The following is a 17337-nucleotide window of genomic DNA, read 5'->3' as shown; positions in this document are numbered from 1 at the left end:
CTCGTTCACACCATTGCCTCGCGCGGACCGCCGACACGGAACGGCGGTTCGAATACGCCCACTGCCAAGCCCCCCTCGCGACCGCTAGCCGCATTAGGGCTAATTCTGCGCACGTGCCCGCCGAACCGGTCAAGCCCGCCTGCCCGATCGGCCTTCTGTTCGATGCCCGAATTGATGCGGTCAGAGAAAGAGGTCGGATGACCGGAATTGTATACAGCCGATGTCATATATTGATGCGATGCTCGCACAGTCGGAAAACTCTTCCCCACTCACCCGGCGTCACCTGGGCATTCCCCCACATTCGCACACGCGTGCGGTTTGTCATGGCGGCATACCTTCCGCCCGATCGGGAAAACGCCCACTCACGGTGTCCACGGTCCCGGGGTTTGCCGACATACGAGTGAACTCCGGGAACCAACGCCCCAACCGCGCCGTTGACGCCACATGGCCTTGCTGTGGGCGATGTCACTGCCCGGACTGGTGGTGCTGCTGGTGGCGCTGGCCGCCCTGGAACGCATGGGCCTGTGGGCCACCCGCGCGAGCTGGCTGCCGTGGCGCCGCCGGCGCAGCGGCCCGCCGGTGAGTGCGACGGCGTTCGACGAGATCGGGGCCGCGTTCTACGGCAGCAAGCGCATGGAGATCGAGCACCGGCAGTCGCAGTCCATGCTGCGCGATGAGGAAGCCGAAGGCGCACCACCGAACCGCATCGACCTGGACGGCGGCACGGTCCGCCTCAGCCCACGCGCTTGACCGACCCTTTCGCCCAATTCGGCGCGGGTCAGTCCGCCGCGGAGTCGATGAGCAGCCGCGAGGTCAGCGAGATGTGCTCACCCAGCAACCGAATGGCCAGGTCGGTGTCGCGGGCGACGGCCGCGTCGAGGATGGCGCGGTGTTCGGCGGCGACGTCGCGGCCCTTGGCGAGGGCGGGCGTGATGGACCACTGGCGGTAGAGCTCGGCCTCGTCCCGAAGGCCGGTGGCGACCTCGCGCAGCCGGCGGTTGCCGCAGCCGGCGAGCAGGGCCTCATGGAAGGCGGCGTGCGCTGCGGCCCATTCGGCGGTGGAGCGAGCGGGGTTTTCGGGGTCGAGATAGGGGGCCCGTTCGAGCAGGTGGTGGGCGGCGATGGCGTCGGCCTCCCAGCGCACGTCGCCCTCGGTGACGGCCATGCGCAGCACCAGGCATTCGACCTCGACCCGGGCCACGGTGAGCTCGGAGAGATCCGCGACGGACAGCGGGGTCACGACGTAGCCCTGGTGCGCCTGCCCGCGCACGAGCCCGGCCGACGCGAGCCGGGTCAGGGCCTCGCGGGCGGCGCCGACGCTGGTGTCGTAGCGCTTGCACAGCTCGGGGAACTTCAGCCGCTGCCCGGGCGGCAGCACCCCGCCCAGGATGTCCTCCCGCAGCCGCGCGTGCACGCCGTCGGTGCGGGTCACCCCGGTGGTCGCCATGCGCAGAGCGTAACTCAGTGCGAACGTTGACTCAACTTTCGAAAGTTGCTTCACTAATGACGTCCATGACTGAAGAACGACCAAGGGAGGCACACCATGAGGCTGGCCGACATCGGAGGCCGTGCGGCCGTCGTGACCGCACCGGACCGCGCCGTGGACCTGGCGGACGCCAGCGGCGGCAGGTTCTCGCCGGACATCCAACTCGCCTACGAGCGGTGGGACGAGGTGAAGGCGTTCGCGGCCGCGCTGGACGCCACGAAGGCGGCCCCCGTGGCGCCCGCCGACCACGGCAACCCGGTCCCCCGCCCCCGCCAGATCTTCGCCATCGGCCTGAACTACGCCGACCACGCCCGCGAGTCGAACTTCTCGGTGCCCGAGGAGCCGACGGTGTTCACCAAGTTCGTCACCTGTCTGACCGGCCCGACCGGCGAGATCACGCTGCCGCCGGGCGACGTGGACTGGGAGGTGGAGCTGGTGGCGGTCATCGGCAAGCGGGCCGAGAACGTCAGCGTCGCCGACGGCTGGGACCACGTCGCCGGCCTCACCGTCGGCCAGGACCTGTCCGAGCGCATCCTCCAGCGCTCCGGCCCGGCCCCGCAGTTCAGCCTGGCCAAGTCCTACCCCGGCTTCGGCCCGCTCGGCCCGGTCGTGGTCACGCCGGACGAGCTGCCCAACCGCGACGACCTGGAGCTGGGCTGTCTCGTGGACGGCGAGCAGCTACAGAAGGGCCGTACCCGCGACATGGTGTTCTCGGTGCCGGAGCTGGTCTCCCGACTGTCCGCCGTCACCCCGCTGCTGCCCGGTGACGTCATCTTCACCGGCACCCCGTCGGGCGTCGGCATGGGCCGCACCCCGCAACGTTTCCTCAAGCCGGGCCAGGAGCTTGTCACCTACATCGACGGCATCGGCACCATGCGGCACACGTTCACCGGCGGCGCGTGATGGCGCTGCACGGCCTGGCCTCGATCACCATCGGCGTGCCGGACGTCGCGGCGACCATCGGCTACTACACGGAATTCGGCCTCACCCCGGGCGAGGACGGCTGGCTGTCCACCGTGGACGGTGGCCGCCAGCTGCGGGTGCTGCCGGCGGCGACCCGACGTCTGCTGGAGGTGACGGTCCGGGCCGACAACGCCGACGACCTCGGCGCCGTGTCGTCCCGACTGTCCACCATGGACATCGCCGCGCAGACGGCGCCGGACAGTGTCACCGCCGTGGAACCGGCGACCGGGGTGCGGACGGTGGTCCGGATCGCGCCGCGCATCCACCAGGAACCCACCATCCCACCGCCGCTCAACGCCCCTGGCCACATCGTCCGCGCCAATGCCCGTACGCCGGGAGTGTTGCGGAGCAACAAGGTCAAGCCGCGCAAGCTCGGCCACGTGGTGATCGGCTCCACCGACTACCCCGCCACCCGCCGGTTCTTCGCCGACGGCCTCGGCTTCAAGCTGAGCGACGAGATGAAGAACGAGGGCGCGTTCCTGCGCTGCTCCACCGACCACCACAACGTGCTGGTGCTCAACGCCCCCGTGACCTACATGCACCACAGCTCGTGGCAGGTCGACGACATCGACGAGGTCGGCCGCGGGGCCGGCGCCATGCTGGCCGACCACCCCGAGCGGCACGTGTGGGGCCTGGGCCGCCACCACGCCGGCTCGAACTTCTTCTGGTACCTCAAGGATCCGGCCGGCAACTTCTCGGAGTACTACTCCGACATGGACTGCATTGTCGAGGACGCGGTGTGGCGCCCCGAGGTGCTGGAGGGCGCGAAGGGCCTGTTCAACTGGGGCCCGCCGCCCCCGCCCTCGTTCATCCGCCCCGACGACCTGGCCGGCCTCATGACCGGCGCCCACTCCCCCCGCTGACTTACTGCCACATGTGGTCCACATGTGGCGCACGAAGTCGAATGTGGTCCACATGTGGCGTAAAGGGGGGGTGGGGGCGGGGGTCAGGCCGGTTCGATGCGGGGGCTGCGGATGTGCTCGTACACCACGCTGGTCCGCACGTCCGCGACCTCGGGCCGCTCGGTGAGCCGGTCGATGACGAAGCTGTAGAGGCTGTTGTTGTCGGGCACGGCCACGTGGATCAGGAAGTCCTCGCTGCCGGAGACGACAAAAACGCCGATCGTCTCCGGCAGGCGGGCCACCCACTGCCGGAAGGCCTCGATGTGCCGGCGCGACGGCGGCCGGATCCGGACGGCGATCAGGGCCTGCACACCGCGGCCGATCGAAGGCAGGTCGACGTCCACCAGGTACCCCTTGATCACGCCGCGCTCGCGCAGGCCGCGCACCCGCTCCAGCGACGTGGACGGCGACACCCCGGTGGCGGCGGCCAGTTCGCGGTTGGTCCGCCGTGCATCGTGCTGCAGAGCCAGCAGCAGCGCCTGATCTAGTTCGTCCAACATCCCGAAATCACCCTCTTTGCCGAACGAAATTCGGCGCTCATGGTAACCACTGGTGACTCCGCCTAGCATCTCGGCAATCCACCGCACACCATGAGGAGCCCGAGCCATGCTGCCCGCGTTCGCCCCTGACGAGATCCGCATCGACCAGCCCACCCGGGAGGCCCGGCTGAAGTGGGTGATGGTCGTGGACCGCGACCTCAACCCCGGCCTGATCGCCAACGCCGTGGGCTGCCTGGCCGCCGCCGTCGGCCACGCCGTCCCCACCCTGCTCGGCCCGGGCGGCGAGGACGCGGTCGGCGAGTTCCACCCCGGCCTGCCGTGGACCGGCTGCTCCGTGCTGGCCGCCGACCGCGAGAAGGTCGCGGCGGTGCGGGCCAAGGCGATCACCAGGATCGGCGTGCACGTCGTCGACATGCCGGAGCCCGCCCAGACCAGCCGGGTGTACCAGGACTACCTGGACACGCTGGCCAAGTCGGACGGGCTCCGCTACTACGCCATCAGCCTGGTCGGGCCGCGCAACGCCGTGGACAAGCTGGTCGGCGGACTCAAGCTGCTGGGCTGACGCCGTGACTACACCACCTGCTGGGCCGCCGCCCGCTCGGCCGCCTCGCGCTCGGCCTGCCACCGGCGGCGCACCAGGAAGATCGCCAGCAGGCCGACGCCGATGATGCCCAGCCCGATCGGGTTGGACACGGCCAGGAACACCGGCGTCGGCAGGGCCAGCGCGAGCGCCACGGCGACCACGGTGTGCAGCGTGAACATGCCGCCGAGCAGCAGCGTGATCACCATCGACTGGCGCCGGCTGGGCACCCGCAGGGCCGGGTTGCGGCGGGCCGCGTACTGGAAGATCACCCCGACCAGCGGCCGGCCGATCAGCGCCGACAGCAGGAAGACCACGCCGATCGGGCCGGTGACCAGCACCCCCTGCACCTTCACGATCAGCCCGTCACCCCCGCCGGTGATCAACTGCAGTGCCACCGCCACCACGAAGCCGACCACCGAGATCACGCCCACGAAGTCCACCTTGCGGCGCACCACGAAGCCGACGAGGGTGACCAGCAGCGGGATGACGGCGGCGATGATCAGCGCCGTGACGTCGTTGGCGAAGTACGGCCGCACCAACGTGTACACCACCAGCGGCACCACCGCGTTGAGCGCGATGCTCGGCAGCATGCTGCGCAGGTGGAACGTCTGCGGCGACGGCGTGCTCATTCGCTTCCTCCCCAACTAGGTTCCTGACGCCGTAGAGCGTCCCGCCGCGGCCGGTGGGACCGCGTCGGAGCGGGGTTGGAAGTCGGGTGGAGAAGGCAGGTTGAGAAGCACTCAACCCTGGGGTTGAGAGCGCTCGATCTCGATGCCGGCGAACAGCCAGTGCAGGGCCTGGTCGTACAGTTCGGCCGACACGGAGCCGGGGTCGACGCGCCGCTGCCGCACCAACCCCGCGAACAGCGCCGCCACCACGACCGTGACCGGCGCGTCGAGGTCCGTGACCGGCGGGTCGAGCCGCCGCAGCGCGTCTCCGACAAGCTTCTGCAACGCTTCGCGAGGCTCCCGCATGCGCTCGGCCAGCACCGCCGTCACCTGCGGGTTGCGCACCGAGTACAGCCAGAACTCGGCCTCCAGCAACGGAAAGTCCTCGTCGGCGGCGGCGATCAGCTGCCGGCCCAGCTCGGCCTTGCCCTCGGCCCGCTCGTCCATCAGGCGGGCCGACTCGGCGATCTGGTTGCGGCTGTGGGTGGACAACAGCTCCACGAACAGCTCGTCCTTGTTGGCGAAGTTCGAGTAGAAGGCGCCGATCGAGAACCCCGCCGTCTCGGCGATCTCGTCCACCGACGCCCCGGCGAAGCCCCGGCGCGCGAAGACCTCGGCGGCCGCGTCCAGCAGGAGGGTCCGGGTGCGGGCCTTGGCCTCGGCCCGAGTGAGCCGCTGTCGGGGCTGCGCGTCCATGACCAGGGAATTTAGCACGCCTCCGAGCCCTACATAGGATCTCCTATTGACATAGGGATCGCTATCCGAATAGCTTTGGGTACCGGAGAGAGAGGGGGTGCCATGAGCACTCGACTGGTCGTGGACCTGAACCGCTGCCAGAACTACGGGCAGTGCGTCTACGCCGCGCCGACGGTGTTCCGGTTCCACAGCGAGGAAACGCTGGAGTACGACTACGAGCCCGGCGACCATGTGCGTGACCAGGTGGAACGGGCCGCCGCGGCGTGCCCGGTGCAGGCCATCGCGCTGGACCGCGCCACCGAGGAGCTGCCCCGATGAACCGCATCGTGATCGTCGGCGCGTCGCTGGCCGGGCTGCGGGCGGCCGAGGCCCTGCGGGACGAGGGCTTCGCCGGTGAGCTGACCGTGATCGGCGACGAGCCGCACGCCCCGTACGACCGGCCGCCGCTGTCGAAGGCGGTGCTGTCGGGCTGGCTGGACACCGACCACATCACGCTGCCGCGGCTGCGCGACATCGACGCCACTTGGCTGCTCGGGGTCGCGGCCACCGGCCTTGACCTGCGCGAACGGCACGTCCAACTGGCCGACGGCCGCCGGGTCGACTTCGACGGGCTGGTGATCGCCACCGGCACTCGGGCCCGGCCGTGGCCGGTGCCGGCCGAGGCTGCCCTGCCCGGGGTGCACGTGCTGCGCGGCCGTGACGACGCTGACCGGCTGCGGGCCGACTTGGCCGCCGGCCCCAAGCGGGTGCTGGTCATCGGCGGTGGATTCACCGGCTCCGAGGTCGCTGGCGGGTGCCGTGAACTGGGCCTGGAGGTGACGCTGACCCATCGCGGGGCCGCACCGATGTCCAGTGCGCTCGGCGGCACGGTCGCCGCCTTCGCCGCCGACGTGCAGCGCGCGGCCGGTGTCGACCTGCGACTGGGGACCACGGTCAGCAAGCTCGACGGCGACGGCCGGTTGCACCGGGCCTGGTTGTCCGATGGCACGGCAGTCGACGTCGACGTCGCCGTGATCGCACTCGGCGCAGTGTCCAATGTGGAATGGCTGACCGGCTCGGGCCTGATGGCCGACGAGCGCGGGGCCGTCTGCGACACCACGTGCCGGGCGCTCACCGCGGACGGTTCGGTGGCGGACGGGGTGTTCATCGCCGGCGACGTGGCCCGCTGGCCGCATCCGCTGTACCCGGGCGACCTGGTTCGCCTCGACCATTGGGGCAACGCGGTGTCGCAGGCCAAGACGGTCGCGCACAACCTGGTGCACGGCGGACACCGCCGACACGACGAGCTGCCGGCGTTCTGGTCCAACCAGTTCGGCGTGAACCTGAAGTCGGTCGGCCTGCCCACCTACGGCGACGAGGTCGTGATCACCCAGGGTTCCTTGTCGGACACCAAGTTCGTCGCCGTGTACGGCCGTGACGGCCGCACCGTCGCCGCGGTGGCGGTCAACGCCCCGCGCCAGCTCGACGGCTACGCCCAGCTGATCGCGTCCGGCACGCCGTTCCCGCCGGCCATCAATGCCCCCGACGGGCCGGCGCTTCCGTCCATTGTGGATGCCGAGTTCCCCCAGCCTGATTTCACACAGCCTGATTTCACACAGCCCCTTGCCGCGGCAGTGAGGTAGGACCAGCCATGACCACCACGGAGACCACGACTGCCGCCGAGCTGTTCTCGCGGACCCTGCGCCTGGACAGCCGGCCGAACCCGTACCCGCTGTACGAGCAGATGCTGGACCTGCCGGTCACCGAGATGTCCGACGGCAGCTGGCTGGTCAGCCGGCACGCCGACATCAAGCGCGTGCTGCACGATCCCCGGATCAGCGCGAACCGGCTGGACCCGAACGCGCCGGACCCGGGCGAGGCCAAGGCCCCGGCCTCCTTCCTGGTGCAGGACGCGCCCAGCCACGACCGGCTGCGCGGCCTGGTGATGAAGGAGTTCGTGCCGCGGGTGATCGGCATGCGCGACCACCTCGAAGAGCTGGTCGGCAAGCTGCTCGACGCGCACCTCAGCGACGGCCCCGGCCAGCTCGACATCGTCGACGACCTGGCCTATCCGCTGCCGGTGACGGTGATCTGCGAGCTGCTGGGCGTGCCGCAGGAGGACGAGCCGATCTTCGGCGAGTTCGCCCGCAAGCTGACCCGCGGCCTGGACCCGGTCGAGGAGCCGGACGAGGCCGAGATCCGCGAGCTGACCCAGGTCCGCAACGCGCTGATCGACTACCTGAACGGGCTGATCGTCGAGAAGACCCGCAACCCCGGCGACGACCTGCTGTCGGCGTTCATGCCGGCCGATCCGACCGTCGACCGGCTGGGGCCGCTCGACCTGCGGGCCACGCTGGCGCTGCTGCTGATCGCCGGCCACGAGACCACCGTGAACCTGATCGCCAACGGCACGCTCGCCCTGCTGCGCAACCCGGATGCCTTGGCGCGCCTGCGCAACGAGCCGGAGCTGGCCACCATGCTGGTGGAGGAGGTGCTGCGCTACGACCCGCCGGTGCAGATGACCGCGCGCAGCACCACGGCCGACATCGAGATCGGCGGTGTGCTGGTGCCGGCCGGTTCCGCGCTGCGGGTGATGCTGGCCGCTGGCAACCGGGACACCGACGTGTTCGCCGACGCCGACCAGTTCGTGCCGGACCGCCCGAACAACGCCCATCTCGGGTTCGGCGGCGGCGTGCACTACTGCGTGGGCGCGATGCTGGCCCGCGCCGAGGCCCAGATCGCCCTGACCGCGCTGTCCCGGCGGCTGGACAACCCGCGCCTGGTGGCCGATCCGCCGCCCTACCGCGAGAACGCCGTGCTGCGCGGCCCCGAGCACCTGCTGGTCTCCTTCGACCGCTTGCGCAAGTGAGGCCGGCCATGACCGTCGACATCGCGTCGTTGCGCGAGAAGTACCTGGCGGAGCGGGACAAGCGGCTGCGGCCGGACGGCGCCAGCCAGTACGTGCGGCTGGCCGACGAGTTCGACATCGGCGATCCCTTCACGCCGATGACCGAGCGGGAGCCGCTGACCGACCACACCACGGTGGTGTGCGTCGGCGGCGGGTTCTCCGGGCTGGTGGTCGGGGCCCGCCTCAAGGAGGCCGGCATCGAGGACGTCCGGATCATCGACAAGGCCGGCGACTTCGGCGGAACCTGGTACTGGAACCGGTATCCGGGCGCGCAGTGCGACACGACGTCGTACATCTACCTGCCGCTGCTCGAAGAGACCGGCCACATGCCGACCGAGAAGTACGCGCACGGGCCGGAGATTTTGGAGCACTGCCAGCGCATCGGCAAGCAGTACGACCTCTACGAGCAGGCCCTGTTCCACACCGAGGTCACCGACCTGCGCTGGGACGAGGACCAGTCGCGGTGGATCATCCGCACCAACCGCGGCGACCGGCTGACCGCGCAGTTCGTGGTGATGGGCATCGGTCCGCTGCACGTGCCCAAGCTGCCGGCCATCCCGGGCATCGGGGAGTTCCGCGGCCACTCGTTCCACACCAACCGCTGGGACTACGACTACACCGGCGCTTCGCTGGAGAAGTTGGCCGACAAGCGGGTGGCGATCATCGGCACCGGCGCGACCTCGGTGCAGGCCGTGCCGCGACTGGCCCAGGCCTGCGGTGAGCTGTTCGTCATCCAGCGCACACCATCCTCTGTGGACGCTCGTGACAACCGTCCGACCGACCCGGAGTGGTTCGCCGAGATGGCCACCCCGGGCTGGCAGCGGCGCCTGCTGGCCAACTTCGCCGACGTGCTCGGCGGCGTCGCCGAGCAGGACATGATCCGCGACGGCTGGACCGAGATGTCGCGGAAGATCCGCGCGGAGATGGTGGCGCTGCCGGCCAAGGAGCGCACCATGGCGACGCGGATGGAACTGGCCGAGCGGGCCGACTACGAGAAGATGGACCAGATCCGCTCCCGGGTCGACACCATCGTCGCCGACCACGACACCGCGCAGCACCTGAAGGCCTGGTACCGGCGGCTGTGCAAGCGGCCGTGCTTCCACGACGAGTACCTCCAGTCCTTCAACAACCCCAACACCCATCTCGTCGACACCGACGGCAAGGGCGTGCAGCGGATCACCGCCGACGGCGTGGTCGCGGGCGGCCGTGAGCACAAAGTGGACTGCGTCATCTACGCATCCGGCTTCGAGGTCAACACCGACTTCACCCGGCGCTCGGGCTACGAGGTCACCGGCCGCGGCGGCGTCACACTGACCGACCACTGGGCCGACGGAATGCGGACCCTGCACGGCATGCACACCCACGGCTTCCCCAATGCCTTTGTCGTGCAACCGACCCAGGGCGCGAACCTCATCGCCAACATCCCGAGCAACATCGTCGACTCCGCCGCGACGATCGCCGCCGTCGTCGGGCTCGCGGTGCGGGACGGCCACCGTGAGGTCGAGGTCACCGCCGAGGCCCAGGACGCCTGGGCCGAGCTGCTAAGCACCGCCCCGGCGTCCACGCTCGGCGGCCCGGACTGCACGCCCGGCTACTACAACAACGAAGGCCAGGACCGGGGCCCGGCCGCGCAGCTGCTGGTCGGCTATCCCCAGGGCCCGTCCGCCTTCTTCGCCTACATCGAGAAGTGGCGGACCGCCGGCACCTTCGAGGGCTTGGAGTTCCGGTGATCGTCGACACCACCGCAGGAGAGGGGCACTGATGCTCGCCGCACGACTCGATCCCGCCACCCGCCGGTTCGCCGTCGACGTGGTGCCCACACCGGAACCGGCCGACGACGAGGTGCGCATCGCCGTCCGCGCCGCCGGTGTGTGCCTGTCCGACCTGCACCTGATCGACGGCTCGCTGCCGTTGGCCGGCGATCCCGTGACGCTGGGCCACGAGGTCGCCGGCGTCGTCGAGGCGCTGGGCGCGAACGTTCCGTCCACTGTGGCCATCGGCCAGCGGGTTCTGTTGCTGGCCGGGCAAACCTGTGGCCGGTGCGACAACTGCCTGATGCGGCAGCAACCCAGCCTTCAACAACGCTGTCGGCAACCGCTGACCCGGGGCGTGCACTACGACGGCGGCTGGGCCGAATACGCCCTGGCCCGCTACGACACCATCGTCCCCATCCCCGACGACCTGCCCTTCGACCAGGCGGCCATCATTCCCGACGCGGTCTCCACGCCGTACGCGGCGATCGTGGCCAACGCCGGGGTGCGGCCGGCCCAGTCGGCCGGCGTCTGGGGCGTGGGAGGCCTTGGCACGCATGGCATCCAGCTGCTGCGGCTGATCGGCGCGGCGCCGATCATCGCCGTCGACCCGCTGCCGGCCGCCCGCCGGCGAGCCCTGGAGTACGGCGCCGACCTCGCCTTGGACCCCACCGCGCCGGACTGCGTCGAGCAGATCCGGGCGGCCACCGACGGCCGAGGCCTGGACTTCGCGTTCGACTTCGCCGGCGTGCCGGCGGTGCGGGAGCAGGCCGAGGCGACGCTGGGCGGCGGCGGGGCGCTGGTGTTGGTCGGCCTCTCCCTGGCCCCGATCACCATCACCAACAGCGTGCCGTTCAGCGCCCTGCGGCACCGGCTGCTCGGCCACTACGGCTCCGGGCGGCCGCACGTGGAGGAGCTGGTCGCGCTGGCCCGGCACGGCCGGCTGGACCTGGCCAAGTCGATCAGCGGGCACCTCGCCCTGGCCGACGCGCCGGACGCGGTGCGGCAGCTGGCCGAGAAGACCGACGACCCGGTTCGGCTCATCCTCGTCCCGTGAGCAACTGCACCGACGGGTACAGGTCCCACCCGGGGTCGCCGACGGTCGCGAACCGCACCCAGGCGTCGTGCACGGGGCCGGGCCGGAACACGAACGGCAGTTCGGCGCAGTGGATCGCCGCGCCGCCCAGGCCGAAGCGGTAGGCCCAGACCTTTCCCCGGTGCGCCTGGGCGATCCGGGTGCTGCCGGTCTCGAACTGCTCGGTCAGCAACGCCGTGAGCTGATCGAGCGGTTCGGCGAACCGCCGGCGGTACTCGGCGACCAGGCGCTCCGGGTCGGGATCGCGCCGGGCCGCGGCCTTGACGACGTCCTCGTCGGTCACGGGCGCGTGCACGTACAGGCCGGCCTCGTCCTCGTTGGTGCCGATCAACAGGTCGACCGGGGCGAGTTCGAGGTCGTCGACCACGGGCTTGAACGGGCTGGTGCCCAGCGAGCGGTCGAACCGGGTGTCGACCACCAGACCGGCGGTCGCCTCAACCAGATTCTCGTCGCTGACCTGCTGGAACGCGTCCAGTGACGGCTCGATGCCGAGCCGCTCGGCCAGGGCCCGTGTCACCCGATCGGCTTGCTCCGCGCCGAACATGTGGGCCCCGCCGCTCTGTGATATCGCACGGCGGACAAGCCCGTCGGCGGCGGGGTCAGCCAGCAGTGTGGGATCGGACAGCAGGGCGGCGATCAGCATCGCGCCGGCCGACTGCCCGAACAGCGTCACGTTGTCCGGGGCGCCGCCGAATTCGCCGATGTGGTCACGGATCCAGCGCAGCGCGGCGATCACGTCCAGCAGGCCGCGGTTGCGGGGCGCGCCCGGCAGGTCGAGCCAGCCGATCGCGCCGAGCCGGTAGTTCAGCGTCACCAGCACGACGCCGTCGCGGGCGAAGTCCGTGCCGTCGTACATGGACGCGTGACCCGAGCCGCTGAGAAAACCGCCGCCGTGCACGTAGACCATGACCGGCCGGGCTTGTCGCTGGGTCGACCAGATGTTCAGGGTCAGGTAGGGGTCGCCACGGTCCCAGCCGGTGCCGAGGATCGCCGACATGTCCGTGCCGGCGAAGGACCGCGCGCCCTGCGGCGCGGTCGGCCCCGGCGTCGTCGCATCGAGGACGCCTGCCCACGCCGGGGCCGGCCCCGGCGGGCCGAAGCGGTCGGTGACCATTGCATACGGGACCCCGTAGTAGGTCCACACGCCGTCCTTCTCGACGCCCCGCAGCTCAGCACGCAAACTTCTCACCGTCCCTGGTCACCGGGCCGCCGTCGAAATGCGTCGGCAGCACCCGCGCGTTGTGGTCGGCCGCCCAGCCGAGGATCCGTCGCCTCGACCGCCGCGCACCGTCGGCGTCCAGGCAGAACATGCTGTTCGCGTCGGGCTCCAGGATCTGCGCCGGGTTGTGCAGCAGATCCCCGACGAACACCGCCTCGTCCCGCAGCTTCAGCACGCTCGACCCCGGCGTGTGCCCCGGCGCTTCCTCCAGCACCAGCCCGTCCCCGATCGCGTGCTGGCCCCGCCACAGAATCGACTGCCCGGCCTCGACCACCGGCCGCACGCTGTCGGCGATCACCGGGTCGTCGGCGAAGTGCTCGTGGTCGGCGGCCGGGATCAGGTAGGTGGCATTGGGAAAGGTCGGCGTCCACCGGCCGTCGACCAGCCGGGTGTTCCAGCCGACGTGATCGGCGTGCAGGTGGGTGTTGACCACCACGTCGACCTCCTCCGGGCGGACGCCGGCGGCGGCCAGCGCGACCAGGAAGTCGGTGCGGAGGCGGTGGAACGGCGGCGTGTCCGGGCGATCCTTGTTGTTGCCGATGCCCGTGTCGACCAGGATGGTCCGGCCCCGCTCGCGGATCACCCAGGTCAGCGAGCTGGTGACCAGCCGGCCGTCGGCCGCGTCCCACAGGTGCGGGCGCTCGTCCCAGAACCGCTGCGGCAGGTCGGCGAACATCGCGGTCGGCGGCCGGGTGGGCCACGCCTTCTCCAGCACTCGGGTTATCTCGGCCATGGCTTCGATGGTGGCCGGCCGGGGCGGTCGGGCGAGTCAGTCATCTGACCGCACCCACCCGGTATCTTCGCCGGGGTGAGCACCGGCACGGCGTTGGTATTCGTCGGCGGGACGGCCGCGGACCGGGCCGCCCGCCTCGACCCGATGGTCGACGGGCGGGCTGTCGACGGGTTGGTGCTGCGGGCCGCCGGCACGATGCTGGAGTCGGACATTCCGTACGCGGGCCTGCACCAGCTGCTGCGCCCGGTGCTGGACCGGGCCGAGGCGCTGCCCGACCGGCAGCGGGCGGCGCTGGGGGTGCTGTTCGGCGAGGGCGCGCCGGACCGGCTGCTGCTGGGCGTGGCCGTGCTGAACCTGCTGGCCGAGATCGGGCCGGTGCTGGTGGTCGTGGCCGACATGCAGTGGCTGGACCCGGATTCGCTGCGAGTGCTGACCTTTGTCGCCCGGCGGTTGGACGGCGAGCCGGTGGCGTTCCTCGGGGCCAGCGACCGTGATCACTTCGGCCTGCCGCACGAGCGGATCGGGCCGTTGGCCGTGTCCGCGCCCGTCGCCGTCGAACCCGTTGCCGCGCTTGAGGAACGGGCCCGACATGCCGTGTCGCGCGGCGCCTACGCGACCGCCGCCCGACTGCTGGAGCGGGCCGGCCATCCGCTGCGGGCGGCCGAGTTGGCCATCCTCGTCGGTTATCCCGGCTGGGCCCAGGAGCTGCTGTCCAGAGTGGACGGTAGGCAGGCCGAGGTTTCGCTGCGGCGGGGCCAGGCCCTGGCGTTGACGCCCCGGCGGGACGCGGCCCAGCGACTGCTGGTCGACGCGGCCAAGGAACTGTCCGAACCGCTGGCCTCCGAGGCGGTGGCCAGCGCCGCCATCGTCGCCTACTACACCGGCCGCCGCGACGGCGTGCACGGGGATTCCCTGTGGGTGCGGGCACTGGTCGATCCCTCGTCGGTGTCGTCGGCGGAGATCGCCGACGTGCCGGACGATCCGGCGCAGCTGACCGCCTACGGCACCATGGCCTGGCTGATCGACGAGACCGCCGTCGCCATCGAGCTGTTCGAGCGGGCCACGGACCTGGCCCAGCTTCCCGATGTGTTGCGCTGCGCCGCTGGCTGGGCCTACCTGGAGGCCGGGCAGTGGGCCTCGGCCCGACTGGTCGCCGCCGCGTCCGCGCGGGCCGCCGCCGACGGCGATCTCCCCCACACCTCCGCCGCCGCGACCATCCTCGACGCCACAGTCCTTGCCCTGCAAGGCGATTCCTCGTCGGCACGGTCGCTGGCCCTGGATGCCCTGGCCTCGATGACCCCGCGCGCCAGCGGCTCGGTGATCGCCCGTGGCCGCTGGGCCCTCGGCCTGGCCGCCATGGCCGACGGCGACTTCGAGTCCGCATACGACCAGTTCCGGCTCATGTTCGCCGACGAGCACTACCAGATCACCCGGCTGGCCGTCGCCGACCTCGCCGCCGCGGCCGCCCGCACCGGCCACGACGTGTCGTCCATTGTCGACGGCATCGAGCCCTTCAGCCGCCGCCAGCGCATGCTGCTCGCCCGCGCCCGCGCACTGTCCACTCCAGACTTTCCGGAGCCGCATTTCCTGGCCGCACTGGCTGATTCCGCCGACTGGCCGTTCGACCACGCCCGCACACAGCTGGATTACGCGGAGTGGCTTCGCCGCCGTCTCCGCCCCGCCGAGGCCCGCCCCCATCTCGTCGCCGCCCTGGAGACCTTCCGCCGCCTCGGCGCCCGACCGTGGATCTCCCGCACCCTGGCCGAACTCCGCGCGGCCGGCGTCCGCGACGTCGACGCCGCCCCGAACCGGCTGCTGGAACTGACCCCGCAGCAACAAGAAATCGTCCGGCTGGCCGCGCAAGGCCTGAGCAACAAGGAGATCGGCGAGCGCCTGTTCCTGTCCCCGCGGACCGTCGGCTCCCACCTGTACCGGTCCTTCCCCAAACTAGGGGTCACCTCGCGCGGGCAGCTGCACCAGTTCTTCCAGCAACACCGTCTCTAGCGCACCGACCCGGTCTCCCAGGCCCAGATCGCCACCTCGGTGCGGTTGCGGGCGGCCAGCTTCCGTTGCACGGCGCCGAGATGGGTCTTCACGGTGGACAGGGAGATCACCAGCTCGGCGGCGATCTCGGCGTTGGTGCGGCCACGGGCCACCAGGCGGATGACGTCGAACTCCCGCTCGGTCAACGGTTCCAGCGGCTTGCGGTCGGTCCGCGGGGCGGCGAAGTGGGACAGCAGCCGGGTGGTGATCGACGGCGACACCAAGGCCTCGCCGTTGGCGGCGGCGTGCACGGCCTCGATCAGCAGGCCCGGGCCGGCGTCCTTGAGCAGGAAGCCGCAGGCCCCGGCCCGCAGCGCGGCGTGCACGTTCTCGTCGAGGTCGAAGGTGGTGACCACCACGACCCGCAACGGATCCGGCACGTCCGGACCGGCCAGCAGCCGGGTCGCCTGGAGGCCGTCGATCATGGGCATCCGGATGTCCATGAGGGTCACGTCGGGGCGCAGCTCGCGGGCCATCGACACGGCCTGCCGGCCGTCGGCCGCCTCGCCGACGACCTCGATGTCCGGCTCCCCGTTGAGGATCAGCCGGAAACCGGTCCGCACCATGGCCTGGTCGTCCGCGACCAGGACCCGCAGGCTCACACAGTCCTCCCCAGTGGCCGTAGGTTCACACAGTCCTACCCAGTGGCCGTAGGCTCACACAGTCCTAACCAGTGGCAGTCGCGCGGACACCCGCCACCGCTGACCGGGGACCGCGCCGGCCAGCAGACTACCGCCCAGCGCGTCGACCCGCTCCGCCATGCCCACCAGGCCGTAGCCGCGGTGGCCGCCGGGCGCGGCCCGCACGCCGTCGTTGACCACCTCGACCACCAGCCACTCGTCGTCCACCCGCACCGCCACCTCGATCTGCCGAGCCTGCGGGGCGTGCCGGTGCGCGTTGGTCACCGACTCCTGGATCACCCGGTGCACGGTGGTCGCGGCCTCCGGCGTCACCGAGAGCACGTCCAGTCCATCTTGGACGGTCAACTGCGCCTCCGGCGGCACCGCCCGCTCGACGGCGTCCAGCAGGCCGCTCGGGGTGGCGTCGAGCTCGCCTTCGGTGCGCAGCATGCCGACCAGCCGGCGCATCGCCGCCAGCGCCTCCGCGCCGGCCTGCTCGATCTCGCCGAACACCTCGTCCCGCTCCGGCGCGATCCGGCGGCCGGCCTGGGAAAGCACGACCACGCCGGTGATGTGGTGCGCCACCAAGTCGTGCAGCTCGCGGGCCAGCAGCAGCCGTTCGCCCACCCGGACCTCGGACAACGCGCTGCTGCGCCGGAAATCCGCGTCCCGCAGCAGCAGCCCGACCGCCAGCGCGCCGCCCCACACCACCGCCGTCGGCACGGCCACCAAGCCGCCGAAGCCGTAGCGGAGCAACGCCTGCGCGATCATCGCCACCGCGCCGGCCGTGACCACGACGACCGCCGGCACGGGGGCCAGTCGCCGCGCGGCCGAGCCAACCAGCAGCGCCAGGGCCAGCAGCTCGGTCAGGCCCAGCTCCATCGGCAGCGGCTGCCCCAGCGCCGCCGACGCGACGAAGGCCCCCGTGCCGATCAGCGACAGCGCCGCCACCACACAGCCCAGCACCAGCACCCGCTTCGGGAACCGCCGGCGCAGCACCGCCAACAGCGCCACCGCCGTCGACTGCCCCGGCACCAGCTCGAACGCCGCCTGCCCGATCAGCCCGCTCGGCAGGCCGGCGTGGACCGCCCAGCCGATGTCCACGGCCAACAGCAGGCCGAGCACCACGCACTCGGCCACCATCGGGCCCCGTCGGCCCGTCCAGCCGTGATTCATGATCCCGATCCTGC

Annotated in this window: 18 protein-coding genes; 10 read left to right on the top strand and 8 right to left on the bottom strand. The window is 71.2% G+C overall.

All coding sequences use genetic code 11. The features are described from left to right. Positions 1–462: 462 nt before the first annotated feature. Positions 463–750, top strand: a complete 288-nt coding sequence (locus tag JJ691_RS00495; RefSeq protein ID WP_249227604.1) for a DUF6191 domain-containing protein — start codon at positions 463–465, stop codon at positions 748–750. 28 nt (positions 751–778) lie between these two features. Here JJ691_RS00495 and JJ691_RS00490 read toward each other — a convergent pair whose 3' ends face one another. Continuing rightward, the gene (locus JJ691_RS00490; protein ID WP_211766795.1) at positions 779–1447 is read right to left on the bottom strand and encodes a GntR family transcriptional regulator; all 669 of its coding nucleotides are present in this window, start codon (positions 1445–1447) and stop codon (positions 779–781) included. Positions 1448–1543: 96 nt separating this feature from the next. Between JJ691_RS00490 and JJ691_RS00485 the strand changes: the two genes are divergently transcribed. Continuing rightward, positions 1544–2389 (top strand): fumarylacetoacetate hydrolase family protein, encoded by an 846-nt coding sequence (locus JJ691_RS00485; protein ID WP_211766794.1) that lies wholly within the window; start codon positions 1544–1546, stop codon positions 2387–2389. Next, complete coding sequence (locus JJ691_RS00480; RefSeq protein ID WP_211771207.1) at positions 2389–3312, top strand: VOC family protein; 924 nt, start codon at positions 2389–2391, stop codon at positions 3310–3312. The genes JJ691_RS00485 and JJ691_RS00480 overlap by 1 nt, the downstream gene beginning before the upstream one ends. An 83-nt stretch (positions 3313–3395) precedes the next feature. Here the strand turns inward: JJ691_RS00480 and JJ691_RS00475 are convergent, their stop codons facing one another. After that, positions 3396–3851: an Lrp/AsnC family transcriptional regulator gene (locus JJ691_RS00475; protein WP_211766793.1), complete on the bottom strand. Its 456-nt coding sequence runs from the start codon at positions 3849–3851 to the stop codon at positions 3396–3398. Between the two features lie 106 nt (positions 3852–3957). Between JJ691_RS00475 and JJ691_RS00470 the strand changes: the two genes are divergently transcribed. Continuing rightward, positions 3958–4413, top strand: coding sequence for a DUF2000 domain-containing protein (locus JJ691_RS00470; protein WP_211766792.1), 456 nt, complete (start codon positions 3958–3960; stop codon positions 4411–4413). Between the two features lie 8 nt (positions 4414–4421). Here the strand turns inward: JJ691_RS00470 and JJ691_RS00465 are convergent, their stop codons facing one another. Beyond that, positions 4422–5063, bottom strand: coding sequence for a VC0807 family protein (locus JJ691_RS00465; protein WP_211766791.1), 642 nt, complete (start codon positions 5061–5063; stop codon positions 4422–4424). Positions 5064–5174: 111 nt separating this feature from the next. Further along, positions 5175–5798, bottom strand: coding sequence for a TetR/AcrR family transcriptional regulator (locus tag JJ691_RS00460; protein ID WP_211766790.1), 624 nt, complete (start codon positions 5796–5798; stop codon positions 5175–5177). A gap of 102 nt (positions 5799–5900) precedes the next feature. On the opposite strand from JJ691_RS00460, the gene JJ691_RS00455 reads away from it, so the two are divergent. From JJ691_RS00455 to JJ691_RS00435, 5 genes are read left to right on the top strand one after another with little or no spacing between them, the layout of a single operon-like run. Further along, the gene (locus tag JJ691_RS00455) at positions 5901–6116 is read left to right on the top strand and encodes a ferredoxin (RefSeq protein WP_211766789.1); all 216 of its coding nucleotides are present in this window, start codon (positions 5901–5903) and stop codon (positions 6114–6116) included. Further along, positions 6113–7420, top strand: a complete 1308-nt coding sequence (locus JJ691_RS00450) for an NAD(P)/FAD-dependent oxidoreductase (RefSeq protein ID WP_211766788.1) — start codon at positions 6113–6115, stop codon at positions 7418–7420. Before JJ691_RS00455 ends, JJ691_RS00450 begins: the two co-directional genes overlap by 4 nt. Positions 7421–7428: 8 nt before the next feature. Then, positions 7429–8646, top strand: a complete 1218-nt coding sequence (locus tag JJ691_RS00445) for a cytochrome P450 (protein WP_211766787.1) — start codon at positions 7429–7431, stop codon at positions 8644–8646. A gap of 8 nt (positions 8647–8654) precedes the next feature. Next, complete coding sequence (locus JJ691_RS00440; protein WP_211766786.1) at positions 8655–10415, top strand: flavin-containing monooxygenase; 1761 nt, start codon at positions 8655–8657, stop codon at positions 10413–10415. A 31-nt stretch (positions 10416–10446) separates the two neighbouring features. Further along, positions 10447–11493, top strand: a complete 1047-nt coding sequence (locus JJ691_RS00435; protein WP_211766785.1) for a zinc-binding dehydrogenase — start codon at positions 10447–10449, stop codon at positions 11491–11493. Here the strand turns inward: JJ691_RS00435 and JJ691_RS00430 are convergent. Together JJ691_RS00430 and JJ691_RS00425 are read right to left on the bottom strand one after the other, a co-directional pair. Next, positions 11477–12721 (bottom strand): carboxylesterase family protein, encoded by a 1245-nt coding sequence (locus JJ691_RS00430; protein ID WP_256449352.1) that lies wholly within the window; start codon positions 12719–12721, stop codon positions 11477–11479. The genes JJ691_RS00435 and JJ691_RS00430 overlap by 17 nt on opposite strands. Continuing rightward, positions 12702–13484, bottom strand: a complete 783-nt coding sequence (locus JJ691_RS00425; protein ID WP_211766784.1) for an MBL fold metallo-hydrolase — start codon at positions 13482–13484, stop codon at positions 12702–12704. The genes JJ691_RS00430 and JJ691_RS00425 overlap by 20 nt, the downstream gene beginning before the upstream one ends. A 75-nt stretch (positions 13485–13559) precedes the next feature. Here JJ691_RS00425 and JJ691_RS00420 point away from each other — a divergent pair, with 75 nt between their 5' ends. Continuing rightward, complete coding sequence (locus tag JJ691_RS00420; protein ID WP_211766783.1) at positions 13560–15488, top strand: helix-turn-helix transcriptional regulator; 1929 nt, start codon at positions 13560–13562, stop codon at positions 15486–15488. On the opposite strand, the gene JJ691_RS00415 is transcribed toward JJ691_RS00420, so the two are convergent. Next, positions 15485–16129, bottom strand: a complete 645-nt coding sequence (locus JJ691_RS00415; protein WP_211766782.1) for a response regulator — start codon at positions 16127–16129, stop codon at positions 15485–15487. The genes JJ691_RS00420 and JJ691_RS00415 overlap by 4 nt on opposite strands. A gap of 54 nt (positions 16130–16183) precedes the next feature. Then, positions 16184–17323 carry a sensor histidine kinase gene (locus tag JJ691_RS00410; RefSeq protein ID WP_211766781.1) on the bottom strand — a complete coding sequence of 380 codons (1140 nt, stop codon included), beginning with the start codon at positions 17321–17323 and terminating at the stop codon, positions 16184–16186. Positions 17324–17337 lie beyond the last annotated feature (14 nt).

The organism is Kutzneria sp. CA-103260, assembly GCF_018263855.1.
Lineage (GTDB): Bacteria > Actinomycetota > Actinomycetes > Mycobacteriales > Pseudonocardiaceae > Kutzneria.
This window is presented reverse-complemented; position numbering and strand designations above follow the sequence as displayed.